Here is a 17,138-nt window from a genome sequence, read left to right as displayed (position 1 = left end):
TTATATATTTTCTCCCCATCACCCCATCTCCCCATCTCCCCATCTCCCCATCTCCCCATCTGCCCATCTCCCCATCTCCCCATCTCCCCAGCTCCCCATCTCCCCATCTCCCCATCTCCCCATCTCCCCATCTCCCCATCTCCCCATCTCCCCATCTCCCCCCACTCCCCATCTCCCCCCACTCCCCACACTCTCTTCTTCAAATAGGTACTGTCAAAACAAATCCAGGTAGTACCTCTTCTCCAGATAAACTAACTGGAAATCCGACTATTTCTACTGGTTGATTGGGACGGTATATTTCTACTTGCTGATTCTGAGGGTTAATTAACCAACCTAGTTGTAAGCCACTGTTGAGGTATTCTTTCATCTTGTCTTGTAGAGACTTAAGTGTATCTGTCCGTGAACGCAATTCAATCACAAAATCAGGGCAAATCGGGGGAAACTTTTGCTGTTGTTCTGGTGTGAGGGCTTGCCAACGGTCTAACTTTACCCAAGCTGCATCGGGGGATCTATCTCCGCCGTTAGGGAGTTTAAACATGGTGGAGGAACTGAAAACTTTTCCCATGTTAGTTTGACGGTTCCAAATCGTTAGTTCAGTAATCAAATCTGCTTCTTGATTTCCACTAATTCCTCCTACTGGTGGCATGATAATTAATTCTCCCTTAGCAGTGCGCTCTAACTGTAACTCTGGATTTATTTTACAAAGATGATAAAATTGCTGATCGGTGAAATCTACATTTTCTAAGTTAAGGGTGACAAACATCATTAACCTCCGAGTTGGTGTTCAAATAATCTTGTATCCAATTGCAACCATAGATTAGTAACTGGTCTAAATCCAGGACTTGATCTAAATTCCATATAATAACAGTGTTGTCTCCACTGGCGGAGGCGATCATCTCACCATCGGGGCTGAAAACTACGGCTAAGACGCCATCGCTATGTCCTTTCAGGGTAGTTAAAAGGGTTCCATCCTGCTTCCAGAGTTTGACGGTTTTGTCATAACTAGCGCTAGCAATTCTGTTACCGTCAGGGCTAAACACTACTCCTAATACTCCTGCTTGATGACCGTTGAGGGTAGTAATCAAGGTTCCATCGCGCTTCCAGAGTTTAATGGTTTTGTCCCAACTCGCGGACGCAATGGTTTCACCGTCGGGACTGATGGCAACGCTGTAAACCCGGTCATGGTGTCCCTTGAGGGTAGTAATCAAGGTTCCGTCTGGCGTCCAAAGCTTGACAGTTTTATCCCAACTGGCGGAAGCAATTAGAGTCCCATCTTTGCTGAAGGCTACTCCATCAATGCGATCGCTATGGCCGTTAAGGGTATTAATTAAGGTACCGTCCCGTTTCCAGAGCTTAATGGTTTTATCGGCACTAGCGGAAGCCATCATCTCACCGTCGGAGCTGAAGACTACTGCTAAAACAGCGCTGCTATGGTTTGTTAAGGTTTTTAGCAAGCTACCGTTTCTGTGCCAGAGCTTGATAGTGTTATCGGCACTAGCGGAAGCAATCATCTTACCATCGGGGCTAATCGCTATTCCTGAAACTCTAGCGCTATGGCCATTCAGGGTTCTTTGTAGGCTACCGTCTGTATTCCACAGTTTCACGGTCTGATCCCAACTCGCCGATGCAATGGTTTTTCCGTCTGGGCTAATGGCAACTCCCCAAACTAAATCACTATGCCCCCTGAGCCTGGTGAGGATGATGCCATCGGGTTTCCAGAGCCTAACCGTTCCATCCCAACTCGCCGATGCAATAGTTTTTCCGTCTGGGCTGATGGCCACACCGTACACTAAATCTTGATGCCCTCGTAGGGTAGTGAGTAATGTGCCTTCCCAACTCCACTGGTTAACGGTTCCGTCCCAACTCGCGGACGCAATGGTTTTACCATCTGGGCTGATGGCAACGTTGTAAACGCGATCGCTATGGCCCTGAAGAGTATTGAGTAAAGTGCCATCAGCATGCCAGAGTTTAACGGTTTTATCCCCTGACGCGGACGCAATGGTTTGACCATCTGGGCTGATGGCAACGTTGTAAACGCGGTCATTATGCCCCTGAAACGTCCTTAGTAATGCCCCATTATAGCGCCAAAGCTTAACGGTTTTGTCCCCTGACGCTGACGCAATGGTTTTACCTTCTGGGCTAATAGCCACTCCCTAAACAATAGCGCTATTGTTTGTCAGGGGAGTAATAGTTTCACTACCAATTCGAGTCATATCAATAGAAGCGCAGCTAAAACCAGCCTGTTGCAGTCGATACTTGATGCGTAAGCGCAAGCTAGACTTACCCATCTGTCGGGAGTTGAACACATAACAAAACTCACCCCTAATTAAAGCGTTATAAAGTTCAGCATCAGCTCGACGCTCTACATAACTAGGGGCATCTAATTTTAAACTACCACCGACTTGATATTCGTAGGTGTCCATGTGTAGCAGTTTTCAATTGGTTGAGGTAAAAATTGTTGGGTTTTAGGGAGTAGGGAGTAGGGAGTAGGGAGTAGGGAACAGGGAATAGGGAACAGGGAATAGGGAACAGGTAATTATTCAGCTATCAGCTGTCAGCTATCAGCTGTCAGCTTATGGGCTACGGCTGACGGCTGACTGCTGACGGCTGAATGCTTACTGGGAATCAAATCAGCCCACAACATTGCTATATCTGTTCCAGCAGTCTTCTTTATAAATTTATCATATAAACGGGCTATTTGATCGTCAGAAAAATGATTCTTCCAATCTCCGATTTCTCCTTTGCGGATAAACGGTGTCATTTCTTTAGGTCGCTGACTCGACCACCGACTTTGGTCTTGGCTCATGCTGGTAAAACTGGTGTGTTTAAGAATGCTATTGAAAATTTCAGCATTATTGAGTTTGTCTAGGTATGAACTCCCTAAAAACTTAGCAATTTCTCGAATATAGTTGGGAGTATCAGCTTTCATAGCTTCGTAAGTGATAAACAAAACATTGTCATCCTGGCGATGGTCATACCAAGACAGTAAATGCTCGAAATAATCGCCCCAATCAACTTCCCCTTCAATAAAGCATTCAAAAAAATCATTAAAGGTTCCTTCTGCAAAATTATAGTGCTTCACAAACCCTTTAGTATGGTAATAAAAAGAAACAACACAATCAAAGGGATTGCGAGCAATATAGATATACTTGGCATCAGCACAATAAGGGGTGAATGAGTAAGAAATATGAGTTTTAATAAACCTTGGGGATGCCATGGCTGCTACAAAATCAGCACCCACTTCTTCGAGATGAGGTACTTCTAAATTGATGTCTTTGCCCACAGGTAGGGGTTCGCCATCATGGTTGAGCATCCAGACAATATGTTGAACCCAAGTTGTGCCACATTTGGGATAAGTAACAATAAAGTTATCCTCCGGTTGAGCATTGTAACTGAGTCCAGATTCAAAACAGGTTACCGGAAATCCCATGGGAATACGGAATCCCTGACACATGGAGTAGTGGGGTTTTTGTCGTTGTTGGTTCATTGTTTCGTTAGGGAGTCGGGAATCGGGAATCGGGAATCGGGAATCGGGAATCGGGAATCGGGAATCGGGAATCGGGAATCGGGAATCGGGAATCGGGAATCGGGAATCGGGAATCGGGAATCGGGAATCGGGAATTGGGAATCGGGAATCGGGAGTAGAGGGCAGAAAATTGACTGTAGCTCATCTAGAAATTATCAGACTCATTCGGATATTTTTTTAGGGTTATGCTAGATCAGCAATACTTTTGATTATATACACAACATCCTATAGCAGTAAATCTAAATTATAGGTCATAAACTGGCAGTTTTATTGTTAAGATAACTAACCATAATTACTTAATTATTATACTCCTCAATATTGTTGAGATATAATCTAAAATTGTATGGCTGAGCAAACGCTAATGAATTACTAATTATTGGGTAAATAATTTATAATTAATTTGGAATGACGCGATCCTCCAAATTCTTAATTCCTGGATCACGTTGGTTCTATCGAACTAAGGTAAATCCGTTTAATAACATTATTTATAGTAAAATTGTTTGTTGTCGTTTGTCTTTTATACAAAATTAATTAAAAATTAACTATATAGCGTTTATCCTACTTATGAGGTACAATTTTTTACCGATTCCCGATTCCCGATTCCCGATTCCCTACTCCCGATTCCCTACTCCCGATTCCCGATTCCCGATTCCCTACTCCCAATTCCCAATTCCCTTAAATGATTATTCAAACCCTACCTAAAAACGTAGTTCATCTAATTGCTGCTGGGGAAGTGATTGATTCAATAGCCGCAGTGGTGCGAGAACTAATCGAAAATTCCCTTGATGCTGGGGCAAGTCGGATTACCGTTTCCCTGTGGACTGAGCAATGGCGGGTACGAGTGGCAGATAATGGCACAGGGATGGAGGTGAAGAATTTGCAAAAAGCGGCTTCTGCTCACAGTACTAGCAAAATCTCTAGTAGTGATGATCTGTGGAAGATTACTAGTTTGGGATTTCGTGGGGAAGCGTTGCATAGTTTGGCGGCTGTGGCAGAGTTAGAAATTTTGAGCCGATGCTCAGGAAATAGTCAGGGGTGGCGAGTGCTCTATAATTCCCAAGGTGAACTGCGTCAGATTGAAACTGCTGCGATCGCACCCGGTACGATTGTGATAGTGTCTAATTTATTTGGTAAGTTGCCCGTGCGTCGTCAGGGTTTACCGGCGATGGCACAACAGTTGCGTGCTGTCCAAACCATTATTCATCAACATGCTCTGTGTCATCCTAGGGTGAGCTGGCAAGTGGAGCAAAATGGACGTCCATGGTTTAATCTTTGTCCTGGTCATACTGCCCAACAGATTCTGCCTCAAATTATCAAGCACTTAAAGGAAAGTGATTTGCAGCCGCTAACGGTAGAGGTGCCGATACCGGATTCGGGAACAGAACAAGAACAGGATAAAAGCACTAAGGGAAATCTCGGAAATGGTTTGATGGAGCTAGTGTTAGGATTACCGGATCGATGCCATCGCAGACGTCCAGACTGGGTAAAGGTAGCGACTAATGGACGGATTGTGCGATCGCATGAATTGGAACAAACCATGATCACAGCATTAGCTCGAACCTTGCCTCGCGACCGCTATCCCATTTGTTTCCTGCACCTGCGGATTTGTCCGAGTCAAATCGACTGGAATCGTCATCCAGCCAAGACCGAAATTTACTTACACTCGGTATCTTACTGGCAACAGCAAGTTGCTGAAGCTATCGAGCACGCTTTGCGAATCACCCCAGCTAATCTGCCAGAAACCATTCACTCGAACAGGGTAAAACAGTTACTCAAAACATCGGAAGCTAGAGGAGGTTACACCACTAGTCGTTCAATTGAACTGATACCAGGCACTCAAGAAATTACTGACAAAACTGATAGCAAAATTGATAGCAAAACTGATAACAAAACCGATGATATTGGGCTAATCCAACTGCGAGCCATGGCTCAGCTTCATAATATGTATATCGTAGCAGAGCATCCCACCGGTATTTGGTTAATTGAACAGCACATTGCCCATGAACGGGTGTTGTATGAAGAATTATGCGATCGCTGGCAGTTAGTCCCCTTAGAACCTCCCATCATTCTCCAGCAGTTATCCCCTAAGCAGGTGGAACAACTACAGCGGATTGGTTTAGAAGTTGACCCCTTTGGAGAAGAGCTGTGGGCAGTACGGAATGCACCAGAACTGTTGCGCGAGCGAGACGATTGTGCCAAAGCCCTATTAGAGCTGAGTTTAGGAGGAGACTTACAAACCGCTCAAGTAGCAACTGCCTGCCGCAGTGCAATTCGCAATGGTATCCCTCTAAGTTTATCACAAATGCAGCAGTTATTAGATCAGTGGAAAAAGACTAGAAACCCTCGCACTTGTCCCCACGGGCGTCCCATTTATTTATCGTTAAAAGAGTCTGCTCTTTCCCGTTTTTTCCGCCGTCATTGGGTGATTGGGAAAAGTCATGGGATATAAGGAAGGGTTGGTAGGTTAGCAAGTTGTTCGCGTAGCGTGGCCTTTTGGCCAAGGTTGGCAAGTTAGCAAGTTATCAAGTTAGCAAGTTAGCAAGTTGAAGGTTAGCAAGTTAGCAAGTTGAAGGTTAGCAAGTTATCAAGTTGAAGGTTAGCAAGTTATCAAGTTGAAGGTTAGCAAGTTATCAAGTTAGCAAGTTGAAGATTATTAAGTTATCAAGTTAAAGGTTATTAAGTTGGCAAGTTAGCAAGTTTGTAAGGTTAAAACTTGCTCATTAATAATAGCAGTGTTCATAGTAATGAGGTACACAGGATTTTTTCCCCTCTTCCCTGCTACTCTTCTCTCCTTTTCTCTGCTCTTCTCTGCTCTTCTTTCTTCTCCCCCCGCGCCCCCGCCCCACACTCCCTGCGCCCCCGCCCCACACTCCCCACACCTCCCACACTCCCGACTCCCGACTCCCAACTCCCCAAAACCATTAAGAACTGCCATAAAATGGCATAATTGCCTGATGCCTCAATCAATAATAGGGTAATCAAAGATAATGTGAAGGTAATCCACATCTGTTACCTTCAGGCCATGACCGAAGGACCAAACCGCGATCAGACTAGTCGTCTGGTATTATTCATTACCCTCTGGCTCAGCTTGTTTGTTTTATCAGTCAAGGTGTCAGCAGCTTGGGCTACCCAATCGCTCAGTCTGATGGGGGAATCCCTGTTCACCCTATTAATTTGCTTTAATACCCTTATCAATTTGCTGATGATCACTACCTATGACAATTCGCCAGATCTGTCAGTCTATGGTCATGGTAAACGGGAAACGGTGATTACCTTTGTGCTAATTGCCTTTTTCGGCTTTGCTGGGGGAAATTTGTGCTTACTCTCCTCTCAGCAGTTACTAACTCTGATTCAGGGAGGAACCTTAACTATTCCTGTCCGGCTCAGTTTACCCTTAATACAATTGTTGGGAGCAGTATTAGCCATGAGCCTTGGTTGGTCTTGCCTGATGATTTACCAAGCTAAAGTGGTCAGGAGTCCTACCCTACGCTTTCAGGCCGCTCAAATGCTTCAGGATGTGGGCTTAACTATACTAGTACTCGGTGGGCTTTGGGGGGTTTCCCGAGGTTTCCTATGGCTGGATCCACTGTTGAGTAGTGTGCTGGTGCTTTTTGCCGGGGCAAATTGTTGGCAAGTTATCAACTGGCAATTGCCCCTGCTAGTCAAACAAACTCCCATTGATCCAGAAGCGATCGCTAACATAGCCCATCAAGTTGGAGGTGTCACTCGCTGTGATCAAATTCAGTGCCGGGGTGTTGTAGGACGCTTCATGTATGTTGAAATGCATTTGGTAGTGCATCCAGAGTTCTCAGGAGTCATTTCCCTGATTGCTGAACGGATTCAGGGGGGAATTCAAGAACGCTACGGACCAGTACAAGCTATTTTCCACATCGATGATGACTTAACCGAATCCATACGATGGAATGGCTCGAACCGTAACCAACAAATCAACGGTAAAGATGAAGCAGATGGGGAGTAGGGAGTCGGGAGTCGGGAGTCGGGAGTCGGGTAGTGGTTTAGCCCAGGTCTGGTCAAGGTTTCGGGAGCTAAAATCACGAATTGTTTACCACTACCGACTTTTTGCCTCTTGCCTCTTGCCTCTGTTCCCCTCCTGGGAGGGGTTAGGGGTGGGTTCCTCTGTTCCCGATTCCCCATTCCCGATTCCCCATTCCCGATTCCCCATTCCCGATTCCCTATTCCCGATTCCCTATTCCCGATTCCCTATTCCCTAAAATAAACTAATCTACTATAATAGTTTATTGCCCAAAAATTAATACTTAAGCAGACAGCTGCTAAAGTAAACAGAATGTAGGTCGGAGCCATCACTACTCCAATCATCAACCAACTATAAACATGGAATAGCATGGCCAAAGCTGGGATGCACGCAACTAAAGCAGCTTTCCGCACCTGAACTTGGGGATAACCAATCACAGTAAAGATGATAGTTTGTAAGGTCAGGAGCAAGTTAGCAGGAACTAAAATGGCACAGATGGCTACACAATGGTTACGGGAGAAATCACATAGGATATTAAAATCAAACATTTTAAAATTGCTAACATTATCCTTTTCAGTTTATAGTTAAAGGTTGCTGGGAATTGCTCAATATAGTATTTACAAATCTCCCCCCTCTCCCCACACTCTTCCCCCTACTCCCTACTCCCTACTCCCTACTCCCTAAAAAACTAATCAAGGGGATAGGCCATCCGATAGGGATCAACAATCTGGTCAAACTCAACAGCAGAAACATAGCCTAATTCTAGGCAAGCTGCTTTGAGGGTAAGGTTCTTCTCAGAAGCATGGTGCGCCACTTCTGCAGCTTTGTCGTAACCGATGATTGGACTCAAAGCAGTGACTAGCATCAGGGACTGTTCCAGGAAATACTGGATTTTCTCTCGATTCGGTTCGAGTCCCTTCAGCAGGAAGTCTGTGAAATTGTTGCAGCTGTCAGCAAGTAGATGGACAGATTGGAGCAAGTTGAACACAATCATGGGCTTAAAGGTATTCAACTCAAAGTGCCCCTGAGCACCAGCAAATGCGATCGCACTATCGTAGCCCATCACCTGAGTAGCTGCCATAGTCATCGCTTCGCACTGGGTCGGATTAACTTTTCCTGGCATAATCGAAGACCCTGGCTCATTGGATGGCAGCTTCAGTTCCCCAAATCCGCAGCGTGGTCCACACCCTAGGAAACGGATATCATTAGCAATCTTCAATAACGAGCACGCTAGGGTTTTCAGGGCACCGCTAGCCATAACCATGTCATCATGAGCTGCTAGAGCCGCAAACTTGTTAGGAGCAGACACAAAGGGCAAGCCAGTCAACTTAGCAATATGCTCAGCAGCCTTTTCTGCAAACCCCTTGCCAGCATTTAACCCAGTCCCGACCGCCGTTCCACCAATCGCCAACTCGTATAAGCCAGGAAGCACAGAGTCGATCCGTGCTAAATTAGCATCTAGCTGGGCAACGTAACCGGAAAACTCTTGACCCAAGGTTAACGGTACAGCATCTTGAAGGTGAGTGCGCCCAATTTTCGCTATATTATCCCATGCTTTCGCTTTCTCCTCTAGAGCATCCCGCATTTTCTTGACCTTGGGCATCAGTCGCTCATGAAAGGCTACCGCTGACGCGATGTGCATAGCTGTGGGAAAGGTATCATTAGAAGATTGGGACATATTGACGTGGTCATTGGGATGAATTGGGTTTTTGCTACCCATCACCCCCCCAGCTAGTTCAATCCCACGATTAGCAATCACCTCGTTCACGTTCATGTTGCACTGGGTACCACTACCAGTCATCCAAACACGGAGAGGGAAGTGACCGTCTAGCTGGCCTTCGATCACCTCAGTTGCTGCTTCAATGATTAACTTAGCTTTATCCTCTGGTAATTTACCCAGTTCAGAGTTAGTCAGAGCAGCCGCTTTTTTCAGAATAGCCATCGCTGTTATGACTTCCGGGGGGATAAAGTCTTGTCCAATCGAGAAATATTTTAGCGATCGCTGAGTTTGAGCGCCCCAATACCGATCAGCAGGAACTTCGATTTCCCCCATACTATCGGTTTCTATTCGCATCTTAGTCATCAGTGATATCAACTCCCCTTGGTTCCTTCGTTTATGGTATAGCACAGGGAGTAGGGAGTAGGGAGTAGGGAGTAGGGAGTAGGGAGTAGGGAGTAGGTATGCATGGCTTTTATCGTAGTTCATGCTATGTTTAAAATAGCGATAGATATCAGCAATTTTGGTAACCGTTTATGGCTATATTAAAACTTGATTATGATTTCCCAATAAATCCTGAACCCTAATCTTAATTTATCATAAACACCAAAACTAATCGGCTCTAGTTTATTCAGTAACCTGTTATATTTGTCTAGATTACCTCTTACAATTAGGTTAAACTCAATAGAGTTTTTTCTAGGAATTGTCAGATAATTCTAAATTCTAAATTCTAAATTCTAAATTCTAAATTCTAAATTCTAAATTCTAAATTCTAAATTCTAAATTCTTAATTCTTAATTCTAAATGATGGAAGAATGGTTAAATTACAAGGAGTTTCGGTTTGAAGCTGCTCATCGCCTTCCCCATCATGACGGCAAATGTAGTCGGTTACATGGCCATAGCTGGGTGGGGCGAGTATATGTCAAAGGTAATCAACTGATTGAGGAGGGTTCCAAACAGGGGATGATAATGGACTATGGAGATATCAAGACCTATGTCAAGCCTCTGTTAGATAACTTTTTGGATCATTATTACCTCAATGAGACAACTGGCTTGGAGAATCCTACTAGTGAAGCGATCGCCAAGTGGGTTTTTGAGCGACTTGAAGAAGCAGGTTTACCAGGATTGTATGCCGTTGAAATTCAAGAAACCTGTACCTCTGGTACGCGATACATGAAACCTAATATCAAGTCCGGTTGAATAGCGATAATTAATGGGAGGGTGGGGAGATGGGGAGATGGGGAGATGGGGAGATGGGGAGATGGGGAGATGGGGAGATTTTTATTAAGGGTAATTATCCTGAGTCAAGAACTTAGTTACCCGAATAGGAGTTGCCAACCGACAAATGCGATCGCTAAATCAGCAAGAACATGACTAAGATAACCAGACCAGATGGAACGGTAGGTTAGATAGCACCACGACCATACCGCTCCAGCCATGAACACCCCTAATGACCCAAGGATGACCACCAGCCAATCCTGGGTGTAAAACGTTAAAGCAATAATATGATGGAGGGTAAACAGCAATGCACAAAGCAATACTGACCCAAGTCCCGGGATTAGAATCTGGCACTTGCTCCAGACAAACCAACGCCAGATATACTCTTCCAGGAAGGCATTAATCAAAGTCCAATACATCGCCCCGAGTAGGTAAATGTATGCACTAGTTATGCCGACTTCTTGGGCTTTAGTGCGAAGATCCGTCTGATCAATCCAGTGCTGACCGAAAAGCCAATAAGCCCCAAGGATGATCCCAAACATCAACAGTCCCAAAATAGTTCCAGTCAACAACTCCTGTCCCTTCGGCCAGGATATACGTAACTTGCCACGATCCACCCAGAAAAACCAAGCAAGAGGCAGTGCTAGTAACCAGACTTTGCAAAATAAGGATACTGCCTGCCCTAATGATCCTGGAGCAATATATAGTGCCATTGCTATACCGATACTCGCAGCAGGAACTAGCAGTAGCAGAGCCAATAGGGGATGTTTACCAGAGTGAGTCTTGAGCATTGGAAATTCTCCGGTGATAACTTTATTGGTTATGCTAGAAGCTTTGCTGGAAACTATCGGTAAGTTCTGTGCCAGTTGTACAAGTTTCCTAAGGGGATCCCTAGGATAACGTCATTCCTTTGAACCTTTGTGCCATACTGCCCTCTTCCTTAGCCATTGCTTCGCTTATGTATATTTCATGCTGAGGCAGTGGAATCACAATTCCCTCTTGTTCAAATCTTTCTTTTATAATTCGGCTGATGTCACAATAGGCAGTCCAATAATCCTCTCTCTTAGTATAGACCATAAACCAAATGTTAACAGCATATTCAGCCAATTCACCGGTGTCGATCCAAGGTCCTGGGTCTTTCAATACTAAAGGATGAGAGTTGGCAATATCGTTAAGAACTTGGATCGCTTGAGTAATACTATTGGCGTAGCTGACCCTTACCGTGATAAAGATAGCGCGGACGGGGCTACTGGTTTCATTCTCGATAACGTTACCCCAGACTGAATTGTTGGGCACAATAATAATTTTATTTTGATAAGTCTTGATGGTGGTACAAATTAAGTTAACATCCTGAACATTACCTCTTACTCCAGCTACTTCAATCATATCGCCAACGTCGAAAGGTTTATAAAGCAAAATCATTAACCCATTGGCAAAATTACCGAGGGTACTTTGGAACGCAAACGCTACCACAAAACCAGCAGCTCCAATCATAGCAATCAGTGGTCCAATACTGACCTCTAGGGCAGTAATCCCTAAAATAATACCCACCACAAATAATCCTTGGCGGGTGATAGTAACCAAGAACTGACCCAGCATAACTGAGATATTTGGGAACATTCCCAAAGATTTCTCGAGGAGTGTACTTAAGATCACCGAGAGGATGCTAAAGCCAGCAATAATTCCTATACATTTGCCAATGTTATTCGCCCAGCGCAGACCTCCTTCTTTAGACTGGAGCCAGCCAACAATGGTAATCCAGGTTCCTTGAGTGTCAGTTACGTCTACCTTAATCCCACTGATGGCATTGACGTATTTTTTGTACAACTCGACATCACCACCTTTAGTGTCCAGCTCTTCAAGTACCACCTCAAAGCGATCGCTCAAACCAGCCCGTTCATCCCGCAGTTTGGTGATGTTGACCAGTACTTGCTTTTTAACTTCGGTCTTGGCCTCTACCGCTTCTTCTATCTTTTCTTGAGCTTTTTCCAGTCCCTGTTCAGTCTTTTTCTGCTGTTGTTCATCCGTAACGACTTTGTTGCTAATTGTCCCAATCTGCTCTTGAACCTTACCAACTTCCTCGTCTGAGGTTTTGGCTTTATTTTTATCCTCTTCCGTACTTTCAACTGCTTTATCAATCGCCCCTTGCAAGGTTTTATCCTGCTGGGTTTTTTCTTCTTCTTTTACCGCTTCTTCTACTGACTCCTGAGCTTTTTCGAGAGCTTCCTGTGCTTCTTGTGCAGCGTCTAAAGCTTCAACAGAACCTGATGGTGATGGCTCAGTCTCTATTTTTTCTTTAGTGTCTGTTACTTCCTCAAGAGCCTTTTTGGCATCTTCTAGGGCATCAACAGCTTCCTTAGATTGTTCAAGCTCTCGATTTTTGCGCTTGACAGCAATTTCCGCATCGCTGAGTTCTTTAACTTTAGTTTTAAGCAAGAACATCCACCCCTCAGCTTCACCATCCAGCTCATCCTTAGTCAAGGGCTTGAGCATTAGCTCTAGCTCCTCAATCGGAATAGTTGGATCTGCAGTTGTAACTGCTTGCTGATTGGGTGCATTAGTGCTTTGTTGAGCTTGGACAGGTAACCACCATGCCCCAACGATTAAGAGACTGCCAAACAAAATGCTAATTTTCTTTTGTCGGTAACGAATCATTAGTTTTTCGTGTTGATAAGACGTTAATGAAGAGGTAACGTGTATAGTTTGGTTCACTGTTGAGTGTGAACCAGCGATGCAGCGCGGTCTTGGGGGTTTCCCCCGGAGACAAAACCTTAGATAGTGGAGCCTTTATAGTTAGCAGGTTATGCAGAAAAGGGTTAAATATTTTTTAATAAGGCTCCACTATCTTACGGTAAATTCAAACCATGAGCGACTGCATCAAGACAATGAAGATGCAACCTGTATAGTTTGGTTCACTGTTGAGTGTGAACCGTTCAGTGTGAATAGTTGCTCCCCGATTACCCTCCGAAGATCGGCAGGGCTGTAACTATTGCTCGATCTAGACTGAGGGGGGTAGAGCACCAGAGGAGCGGATCGGAATTTTCCGCAAATATTGGGGATTTTAACAGAATTTATGCCTTTCTAATTCTCTGTATCTAACCAAGAAATGAAGAGCCGGGGGCAGTCAATAGTGGCTGCATCTCACTGTCTTGATCCCAAGCGCGAGTGGGGGAAACCACGGCAGTTGCTCATAGAGGTTCCCCCTATGACCGCGCTGGCTCCCCAAGACCGTGCTACCTCGCTGCATCGCTTTTGGAAAAATACGACCATTGAAGGCTAAAACACTTGTCCAGTTCCTTGAGTTATAGATTTACAACCTTAAGATGCACCTGTGAATAGTGAAAATTTTACACTCAACTATAAATAGTTAACAATGCATAGATAGCCTTTTATTGGCTCAAATCAAGGGATATCCTTATTTTTGACCAACATTTTTCATCCAACTTACATCTTGGACAAAAATTTTGGCCAATCTTCCCTGAGCACCGACTATGATTTTATCATATCTTTATTTACCTGGCTGCTAATTAAAGCATCCTTTAACCAACATTCCGCACTTCACCGTGTAGTACGTAATTATCACGATTTATGTGTAGCCTATAAAACATAGCTAATTATATAATTAAATATTAATATGTAAAAAATCCCCAAGGTACACAGGATTAGCGTATTACTTTGCATACTACAAATTAATCTGCGGAATGTGGGGTTTAACCCTTGGGGAGAGAGCTATGGAGCGCAAGGAGTTGCTATCTGGGCATAACTTCTTCTAGGGGAAGGTCATTGTCTTTAAACCTTTTTGCCATACTGCCCTCTTCCTTAGCCATAGATTCGCTAATGTATAGTTCCTGTCTCGGCAGTGGGATCACAATTCCCTCTTGTTCTAATCTTTCTTTTATAATTCGATTGATGTCAGGATAGACAGTCCAGTAATCCTCTGTCTTAGTATATGCTTTAAACCAAATCTTAACAGCATATTCAGCCAATTCACCGGTCGTAATCCAAGGTTCTGGGTCTTTCAATACTAAAGGATGAGAGTTAGCAATATCTTTAAGAACTTGGCTCGTTTGAGTAATACTATTTTGGTAGCTGACCCTTACTGTGATAAACATAGCGCGGACGGGGCTAGTGGTTTCATTCTCGATAACGTTACCCCAGACTGAATTGTTGGGCACAATAATAATTTTATTTCGAGGAGTCTTGATGGTGGTGCAAATTAAGTTAACATCCTCAACCTCTCCTTTTACCCCAGCTACTTCAATCATATCCCCCACGTCGAAAGGTTTATAGAGTAATATCATTAACCCATTGGCAAAGTTACCGAGGGTACTTTGTAACGCAAATGCTACCACAAAACCAGCAGCTCCAATCATAGCGATCAGTGGGCCAATACTGACCTCTAGGGCAGTAATCCCTACAATAATACCCACCACAAATAATCCTTGGCGGGTTAGACTAACCAAGAACTGACGCAACATCACTGAAATATTCGGGAACATCCACAAAGATTTCTCGAGGAGTGTACTTAAGATCACCGATAGGATGCTAAAACCAGCAACGATTCCTATACATTTGCCAATGTTATTCGCCCAGCGCAGACCTCCTTCTTTAGACTGGAGCCAGCCGACGATGGTAATCCAGGTTCCTTGAGTGTCGCTTACGTCTACCTTAATCCCACTGATGGCATCGATGTATTTTTTGTACGACTTGACATCACCGTCTTTAAGTTCCAGCTCTTGAAGTACCACCTCAAAGCGATCGCTCAAAGCAGTGCGTTCATCCCGCAATCTGGTCATGTTGACCAGTACTTGCTTTTTAACTTCGGCCTTCGCCTCGACCGCTTCTTCTATGTTTTCTTTGGCTTTTTCCAGTCCCTGTTCAGTCTTTTTCTGCTCTTGTTCATCCGTAACGACTTTGTTGCTAATTGTCCCGATCTGCTCTTGAACCTTAGCAACTTCCTCTTCTGAGCTTGAGGTTTTGGCTTTATCTTTCTGCTGTTGAGTACCTTCAACTGCTTGATCAATCGCCCCTTGCGAGGTTTTATCCTGCTCGGTCTTTTCTCCTTGTTTGACTGCTTCTTTTACTGACTCCTGAGCTTTTTCGAGAGCTTCCTGTGCTTCTTCCGCCCCCTCTTTAGCTTTTACGCCACCTGATGGGGATGGCTCAGTCCCTTCCTCAAGAGCCTTTTTGGCATCTTCTAGGGCATCAACAGCTTCCTTAGTTTTTTGAAGCTCTCGATTTTTGCGCTTGACAGCAATTTCCGCATCGCTGAGTTCTTTAACTTTAGTTTTAAGCAAGGACATCCACCCCTGAGCTTCACCATCCAGCTCATCCTTAGTGAATGGCTTGAGCAATAGCTCTAGCTCCTCAATCGGAATAGTTGGATCTGCAGTAGTAACCGCTTTCGGAATAGTTGAATCTTCAGTCGTAACCGCTTGCTCATTGGGTGAATTAGTGGTCTGTTGAGCTTGGACAGGTAACCACCATGCCCCAACGATTAAGAGACTGCCAAACAAAATGCTAAATTTCTTTTGTCGGTAAAGAATCATTGGTTTTTCGTGTTGATAAGACGTTAATTAGGTGCCCTTGACCTATTAAGAATTAAATTCGCCAAGGTCAAGCGCACCTGAAGATGTAACCTGTACAGTTTGGTTGACTTTTCAGTGTTAATCAAAGAAGATATAAGGTGTATAGTTTGGTTCACTGTTCAGTGTTAACCGTTAACTGTCAACAGTTGCTCCCGAGCTTACCACCGGAAGATCGGCACAGCTGTAACATTGCTCGATTTAGACTGAGGGGGGCAGATCTCAAGAGGATAGGAGCTGAATTTTCCCCAACTCTTCGGGATTTTGACATAATTTATCCCTTAATAATCCTCTATATCTAACCCTAAAAAGAAGATCCCGGGGCAATCAATAGTTAACGGTTAACAGTTAACTGTAAACAGTCAAAAAGGTATAGATAGCCTTTTATTGGATCAAATCAAGGGATGTGCTTATTTTTGACCAACATTTTTGGCAAACAAACACCTTGGACAAAAATTTTGCCCAATCTTCCCTGATCAACGACTAGGATTTTATCACATTTTTATTTCCCCGAATGTTAATTTTTGTTTCCATCATCCATGGCTTATGGTTTAACATCACTTTGAAAACGTGCAGAATTAGCCGCTTCTGCTGCAGCCACATCCCCTTTTCCAAAAAAAGCAGGAAAAGGTTTCGGGAGCTCTAGTGCACGTTGAGTTGCAGGTCGAGCATCAATACGCTCAAACCAGCCTTGAAGGTTGTTCAGCCCATCCACCGATACTTTCGCCCAGTAATAAGCTCGTGCCCAAGGATAAGTGGCCATATCTACAATAGTGAACTCATTACCAAGGATATAACTTTTCCCCTCAAGCTGCTGATCCAAGACTTCCAGCAGCCTGCGTGATTCTGACCCATAGCGCTTGATGGCAAATTCATCACGATGCCCTTGAGGTTCTGCAATCCGCTGAAAGTACATAGCTTGACCCATCATCGGTCCAATGCCACTCATCTGAAACATCAGCCACTGAAGTGCTTGGGATCGAGCTTTTTCCCCCTCGGGAAGGAACTTTTGATATTTCTCAGCTAGATACCAAAGAATCGCACCCGACTCAAAAACCACAAAATCGTCATTACCACGATCCACGATGGTCGGGATGC

At 44.3% G+C, this 17,138-nt stretch carries 18 protein-coding genes; 6 read left to right on the top strand and 12 right to left on the bottom strand.

Going from position 1 to position 17,138, the window contains the following annotated elements; translation table 11 throughout:
• Positions 1-199: 199 nt before the first annotated feature.
• From F6K53_RS32850 to F6K53_RS32830, 5 genes are all read right to left on the bottom strand, one after another.
• Entirely contained in the window at positions 200-766 is a 567-nt protein-coding gene (locus F6K53_RS32850) for a Uma2 family endonuclease (protein ID WP_293027658.1), read from the bottom strand.
• A complete protein-coding gene (locus F6K53_RS32845; protein WP_293027662.1) occupies positions 747-2,150 on the bottom strand; it encodes a WD40 repeat domain-containing protein in 1,404 nt (467 codons plus the stop codon). The genes F6K53_RS32850 and F6K53_RS32845 overlap by 20 nt, the downstream gene beginning before the upstream one ends.
• A gap of 3 nt (positions 2,151-2,153) precedes the next feature.
• Positions 2,154-2,423, bottom strand: a complete 270-nt coding sequence (locus tag F6K53_RS32840; RefSeq protein WP_293027665.1) for an AAA-like domain-containing protein — start codon at positions 2,421-2,423, stop codon at positions 2,154-2,156.
• Between the two features lie 131 nt (positions 2,424-2,554).
• Entirely contained in the window at positions 2,555-3,487 is a 933-nt protein-coding gene (locus tag F6K53_RS32835) for a sulfotransferase domain-containing protein (RefSeq protein ID WP_293083578.1), read from the bottom strand.
• A 7-nt stretch (positions 3,488-3,494) separates the two neighbouring features.
• The gene (locus F6K53_RS32830) at positions 3,495-3,671 is read right to left on the bottom strand and encodes a hypothetical protein (RefSeq protein ID WP_293083575.1); all 177 of its coding nucleotides are present in this window, start codon (positions 3,669-3,671) and stop codon (positions 3,495-3,497) included.
• 419 nt (positions 3,672-4,090) lie between these two features.
• Between F6K53_RS32830 and F6K53_RS32825 the strand changes: the two genes are divergently transcribed.
• Together F6K53_RS32825 and mutL are read left to right on the top strand one after the other, a co-directional pair.
• Positions 4,091-4,228 (top strand): hypothetical protein, encoded by a 138-nt coding sequence (locus F6K53_RS32825; RefSeq protein WP_293027671.1) that lies wholly within the window; start codon positions 4,091-4,093, stop codon positions 4,226-4,228.
• On the top strand, positions 4,206-5,975 hold the full coding sequence (mutL, locus tag F6K53_RS32820) for a DNA mismatch repair endonuclease MutL (protein WP_293083572.1): 1,770 nt from the start codon (positions 4,206-4,208) through the stop codon (positions 5,973-5,975). The genes F6K53_RS32825 and mutL overlap by 23 nt, the downstream gene beginning before the upstream one ends.
• 329 nt (positions 5,976-6,304) lie before the next feature.
• Here the strand turns inward: mutL and F6K53_RS32815 are convergent, their stop codons facing one another.
• Complete coding sequence (locus tag F6K53_RS32815; RefSeq protein WP_198954364.1) at positions 6,305-6,532, bottom strand: hypothetical protein; 228 nt, start codon at positions 6,530-6,532, stop codon at positions 6,305-6,307.
• A 16-nt stretch (positions 6,533-6,548) separates the two neighbouring features.
• Between F6K53_RS32815 and F6K53_RS32810 the strand changes: the two genes are divergently transcribed.
• Both F6K53_RS32810 and F6K53_RS32805 read left to right on the top strand, forming a co-directional pair.
• The gene (locus F6K53_RS32810) at positions 6,549-7,505 is read left to right on the top strand and encodes a cation transporter (protein ID WP_293027682.1); all 957 of its coding nucleotides are present in this window, start codon (positions 6,549-6,551) and stop codon (positions 7,503-7,505) included.
• Positions 7,486-7,758, top strand: coding sequence for a hypothetical protein (locus tag F6K53_RS32805; protein WP_293071019.1), 273 nt, complete (start codon positions 7,486-7,488; stop codon positions 7,756-7,758). Before F6K53_RS32810 ends, F6K53_RS32805 begins: the two co-directional genes overlap by 20 nt.
• Here F6K53_RS32805 and F6K53_RS32800 read toward each other — a convergent pair.
• Together F6K53_RS32800 and fumC are read right to left on the bottom strand one after the other, a co-directional pair.
• The gene (locus F6K53_RS32800) at positions 7,748-8,068 is read right to left on the bottom strand and encodes a hypothetical protein (RefSeq protein WP_293027688.1); all 321 of its coding nucleotides are present in this window, start codon (positions 8,066-8,068) and stop codon (positions 7,748-7,750) included. The two genes, F6K53_RS32805 and F6K53_RS32800, sit on opposite strands and share 11 nt — an antisense overlap.
• A 140-nt stretch (positions 8,069-8,208) precedes the next feature.
• Positions 8,209-9,603 (bottom strand): class II fumarate hydratase, encoded by a 1,395-nt coding sequence (fumC, locus tag F6K53_RS32795; protein WP_293071025.1) that lies wholly within the window; start codon positions 9,601-9,603, stop codon positions 8,209-8,211.
• Positions 9,604-10,044: 441 nt separating this feature from the next.
• Between fumC and queD the strand changes: the two genes are divergently transcribed.
• Both queD and F6K53_RS32785 read left to right on the top strand, forming a co-directional pair.
• Positions 10,045-10,437 carry a 6-carboxytetrahydropterin synthase QueD gene (queD, locus tag F6K53_RS32790; RefSeq protein ID WP_293048125.1) on the top strand — a complete coding sequence of 131 codons (393 nt, stop codon included), beginning with the start codon at positions 10,045-10,047 and terminating at the stop codon, positions 10,435-10,437.
• A gap of 21 nt (positions 10,438-10,458) precedes the next feature.
• Positions 10,459-10,611 carry a hypothetical protein gene (locus tag F6K53_RS32785; protein WP_293048116.1) on the top strand — a complete coding sequence of 51 codons (153 nt, stop codon included), beginning with the start codon at positions 10,459-10,461 and terminating at the stop codon, positions 10,609-10,611.
• Here F6K53_RS32785 and F6K53_RS32780 read toward each other — a convergent pair.
• The 4 genes from F6K53_RS32780 to F6K53_RS32765 form a co-directional block, all read right to left on the bottom strand.
• The gene (locus F6K53_RS32780) at positions 10,554-11,246 is read right to left on the bottom strand and encodes a CPBP family intramembrane glutamic endopeptidase (protein ID WP_293083569.1); all 693 of its coding nucleotides are present in this window, start codon (positions 11,244-11,246) and stop codon (positions 10,554-10,556) included. The genes F6K53_RS32785 and F6K53_RS32780 overlap by 58 nt on opposite strands.
• Before the next feature lie 100 nt (positions 11,247-11,346).
• On the bottom strand, positions 11,347-13,167 hold the full coding sequence (locus F6K53_RS32775; protein WP_293071016.1) for a mechanosensitive ion channel domain-containing protein: 1,821 nt from the start codon (positions 13,165-13,167) through the stop codon (positions 11,347-11,349).
• Positions 13,168-14,204: 1,037 nt separating this feature from the next.
• The gene (locus F6K53_RS32770; RefSeq protein WP_293071014.1) at positions 14,205-16,004 is read right to left on the bottom strand and encodes a mechanosensitive ion channel domain-containing protein; all 1,800 of its coding nucleotides are present in this window, start codon (positions 16,002-16,004) and stop codon (positions 14,205-14,207) included.
• A gap of 580 nt (positions 16,005-16,584) precedes the next feature.
• On the bottom strand, positions 16,585-17,138 hold a 554-nt coding region (locus F6K53_RS32765; RefSeq protein ID WP_293083566.1), incomplete at its 5' end, for a glutathione binding-like protein.

This window comes from Moorena sp. SIO4A1, from assembly GCF_010672065.1.
Classification (GTDB): Bacteria; Cyanobacteriota; Cyanobacteriia; order Cyanobacteriales; family Coleofasciculaceae; genus Moorena.
Note: the sequence above shows the minus strand (reverse complement) of the source record. Positions and strands in the feature narration are given on the sequence as shown.

Bases quoted from the DNA above. Each gene is read 5' to 3' on its own strand.
- F6K53_RS32840 (WP_293027665.1), bottom strand. From the start codon at position 2,423: ATGGACACCTACGAATATCAAGTCGGTGGTAGTTTAAAATTAGATGCC.
- F6K53_RS32830 (WP_293083575.1), bottom strand. From the start codon at position 3,671: ATGAGCTACAGTCAATTTTCTGCCCTCTACTCCCGATTCCCGATTCCC.
- F6K53_RS32780 (WP_293083569.1), bottom strand. From the start codon at position 11,246: ATGCTCAAGACTCACTCTGGTAAACATCCCCTATTGGCTCTGCTACTG.
- queD (WP_293048125.1), top strand. From the start codon at position 10,045: ATGGAAGAATGGTTAAATTACAAGGAGTTTCGGTTTGAAGCTGCTCAT.
- fumC (WP_293071025.1), bottom strand. From the start codon at position 9,603: ATGACTAAGATGCGAATAGAAACCGATAGTATGGGGGAAATCGAAGTT.
- F6K53_RS32835 (WP_293083578.1), bottom strand. From the start codon at position 3,487: ATGAACCAACAACGACAAAAACCCCACTACTCCATGTGTCAGGGATTC.
- mutL (WP_293083572.1), top strand. From the start codon at position 4,206: ATGATTATTCAAACCCTACCTAAAAACGTAGTTCATCTAATTGCTGCT.
- F6K53_RS32805 (WP_293071019.1), top strand. From the start codon at position 7,486: ATGAAGCAGATGGGGAGTAGGGAGTCGGGAGTCGGGAGTCGGGAGTCG.
- F6K53_RS32810 (WP_293027682.1), top strand. From the start codon at position 6,549: ATGACCGAAGGACCAAACCGCGATCAGACTAGTCGTCTGGTATTATTC.
- F6K53_RS32800 (WP_293027688.1), bottom strand. From the start codon at position 8,068: ATGTTTGATTTTAATATCCTATGTGATTTCTCCCGTAACCATTGTGTA.
- F6K53_RS32825 (WP_293027671.1), top strand. From the start codon at position 4,091: ATGAGGTACAATTTTTTACCGATTCCCGATTCCCGATTCCCGATTCCC.
- F6K53_RS32815 (WP_198954364.1), bottom strand. From the start codon at position 6,532: ATGTGGATTACCTTCACATTATCTTTGATTACCCTATTATTGATTGAG.
- F6K53_RS32770 (WP_293071014.1), bottom strand. From the start codon at position 16,004: ATGATTCTTTACCGACAAAAGAAATTTAGCATTTTGTTTGGCAGTCTC.
- F6K53_RS32850 (WP_293027658.1), bottom strand. From the start codon at position 766: ATGATGTTTGTCACCCTTAACTTAGAAAATGTAGATTTCACCGATCAG.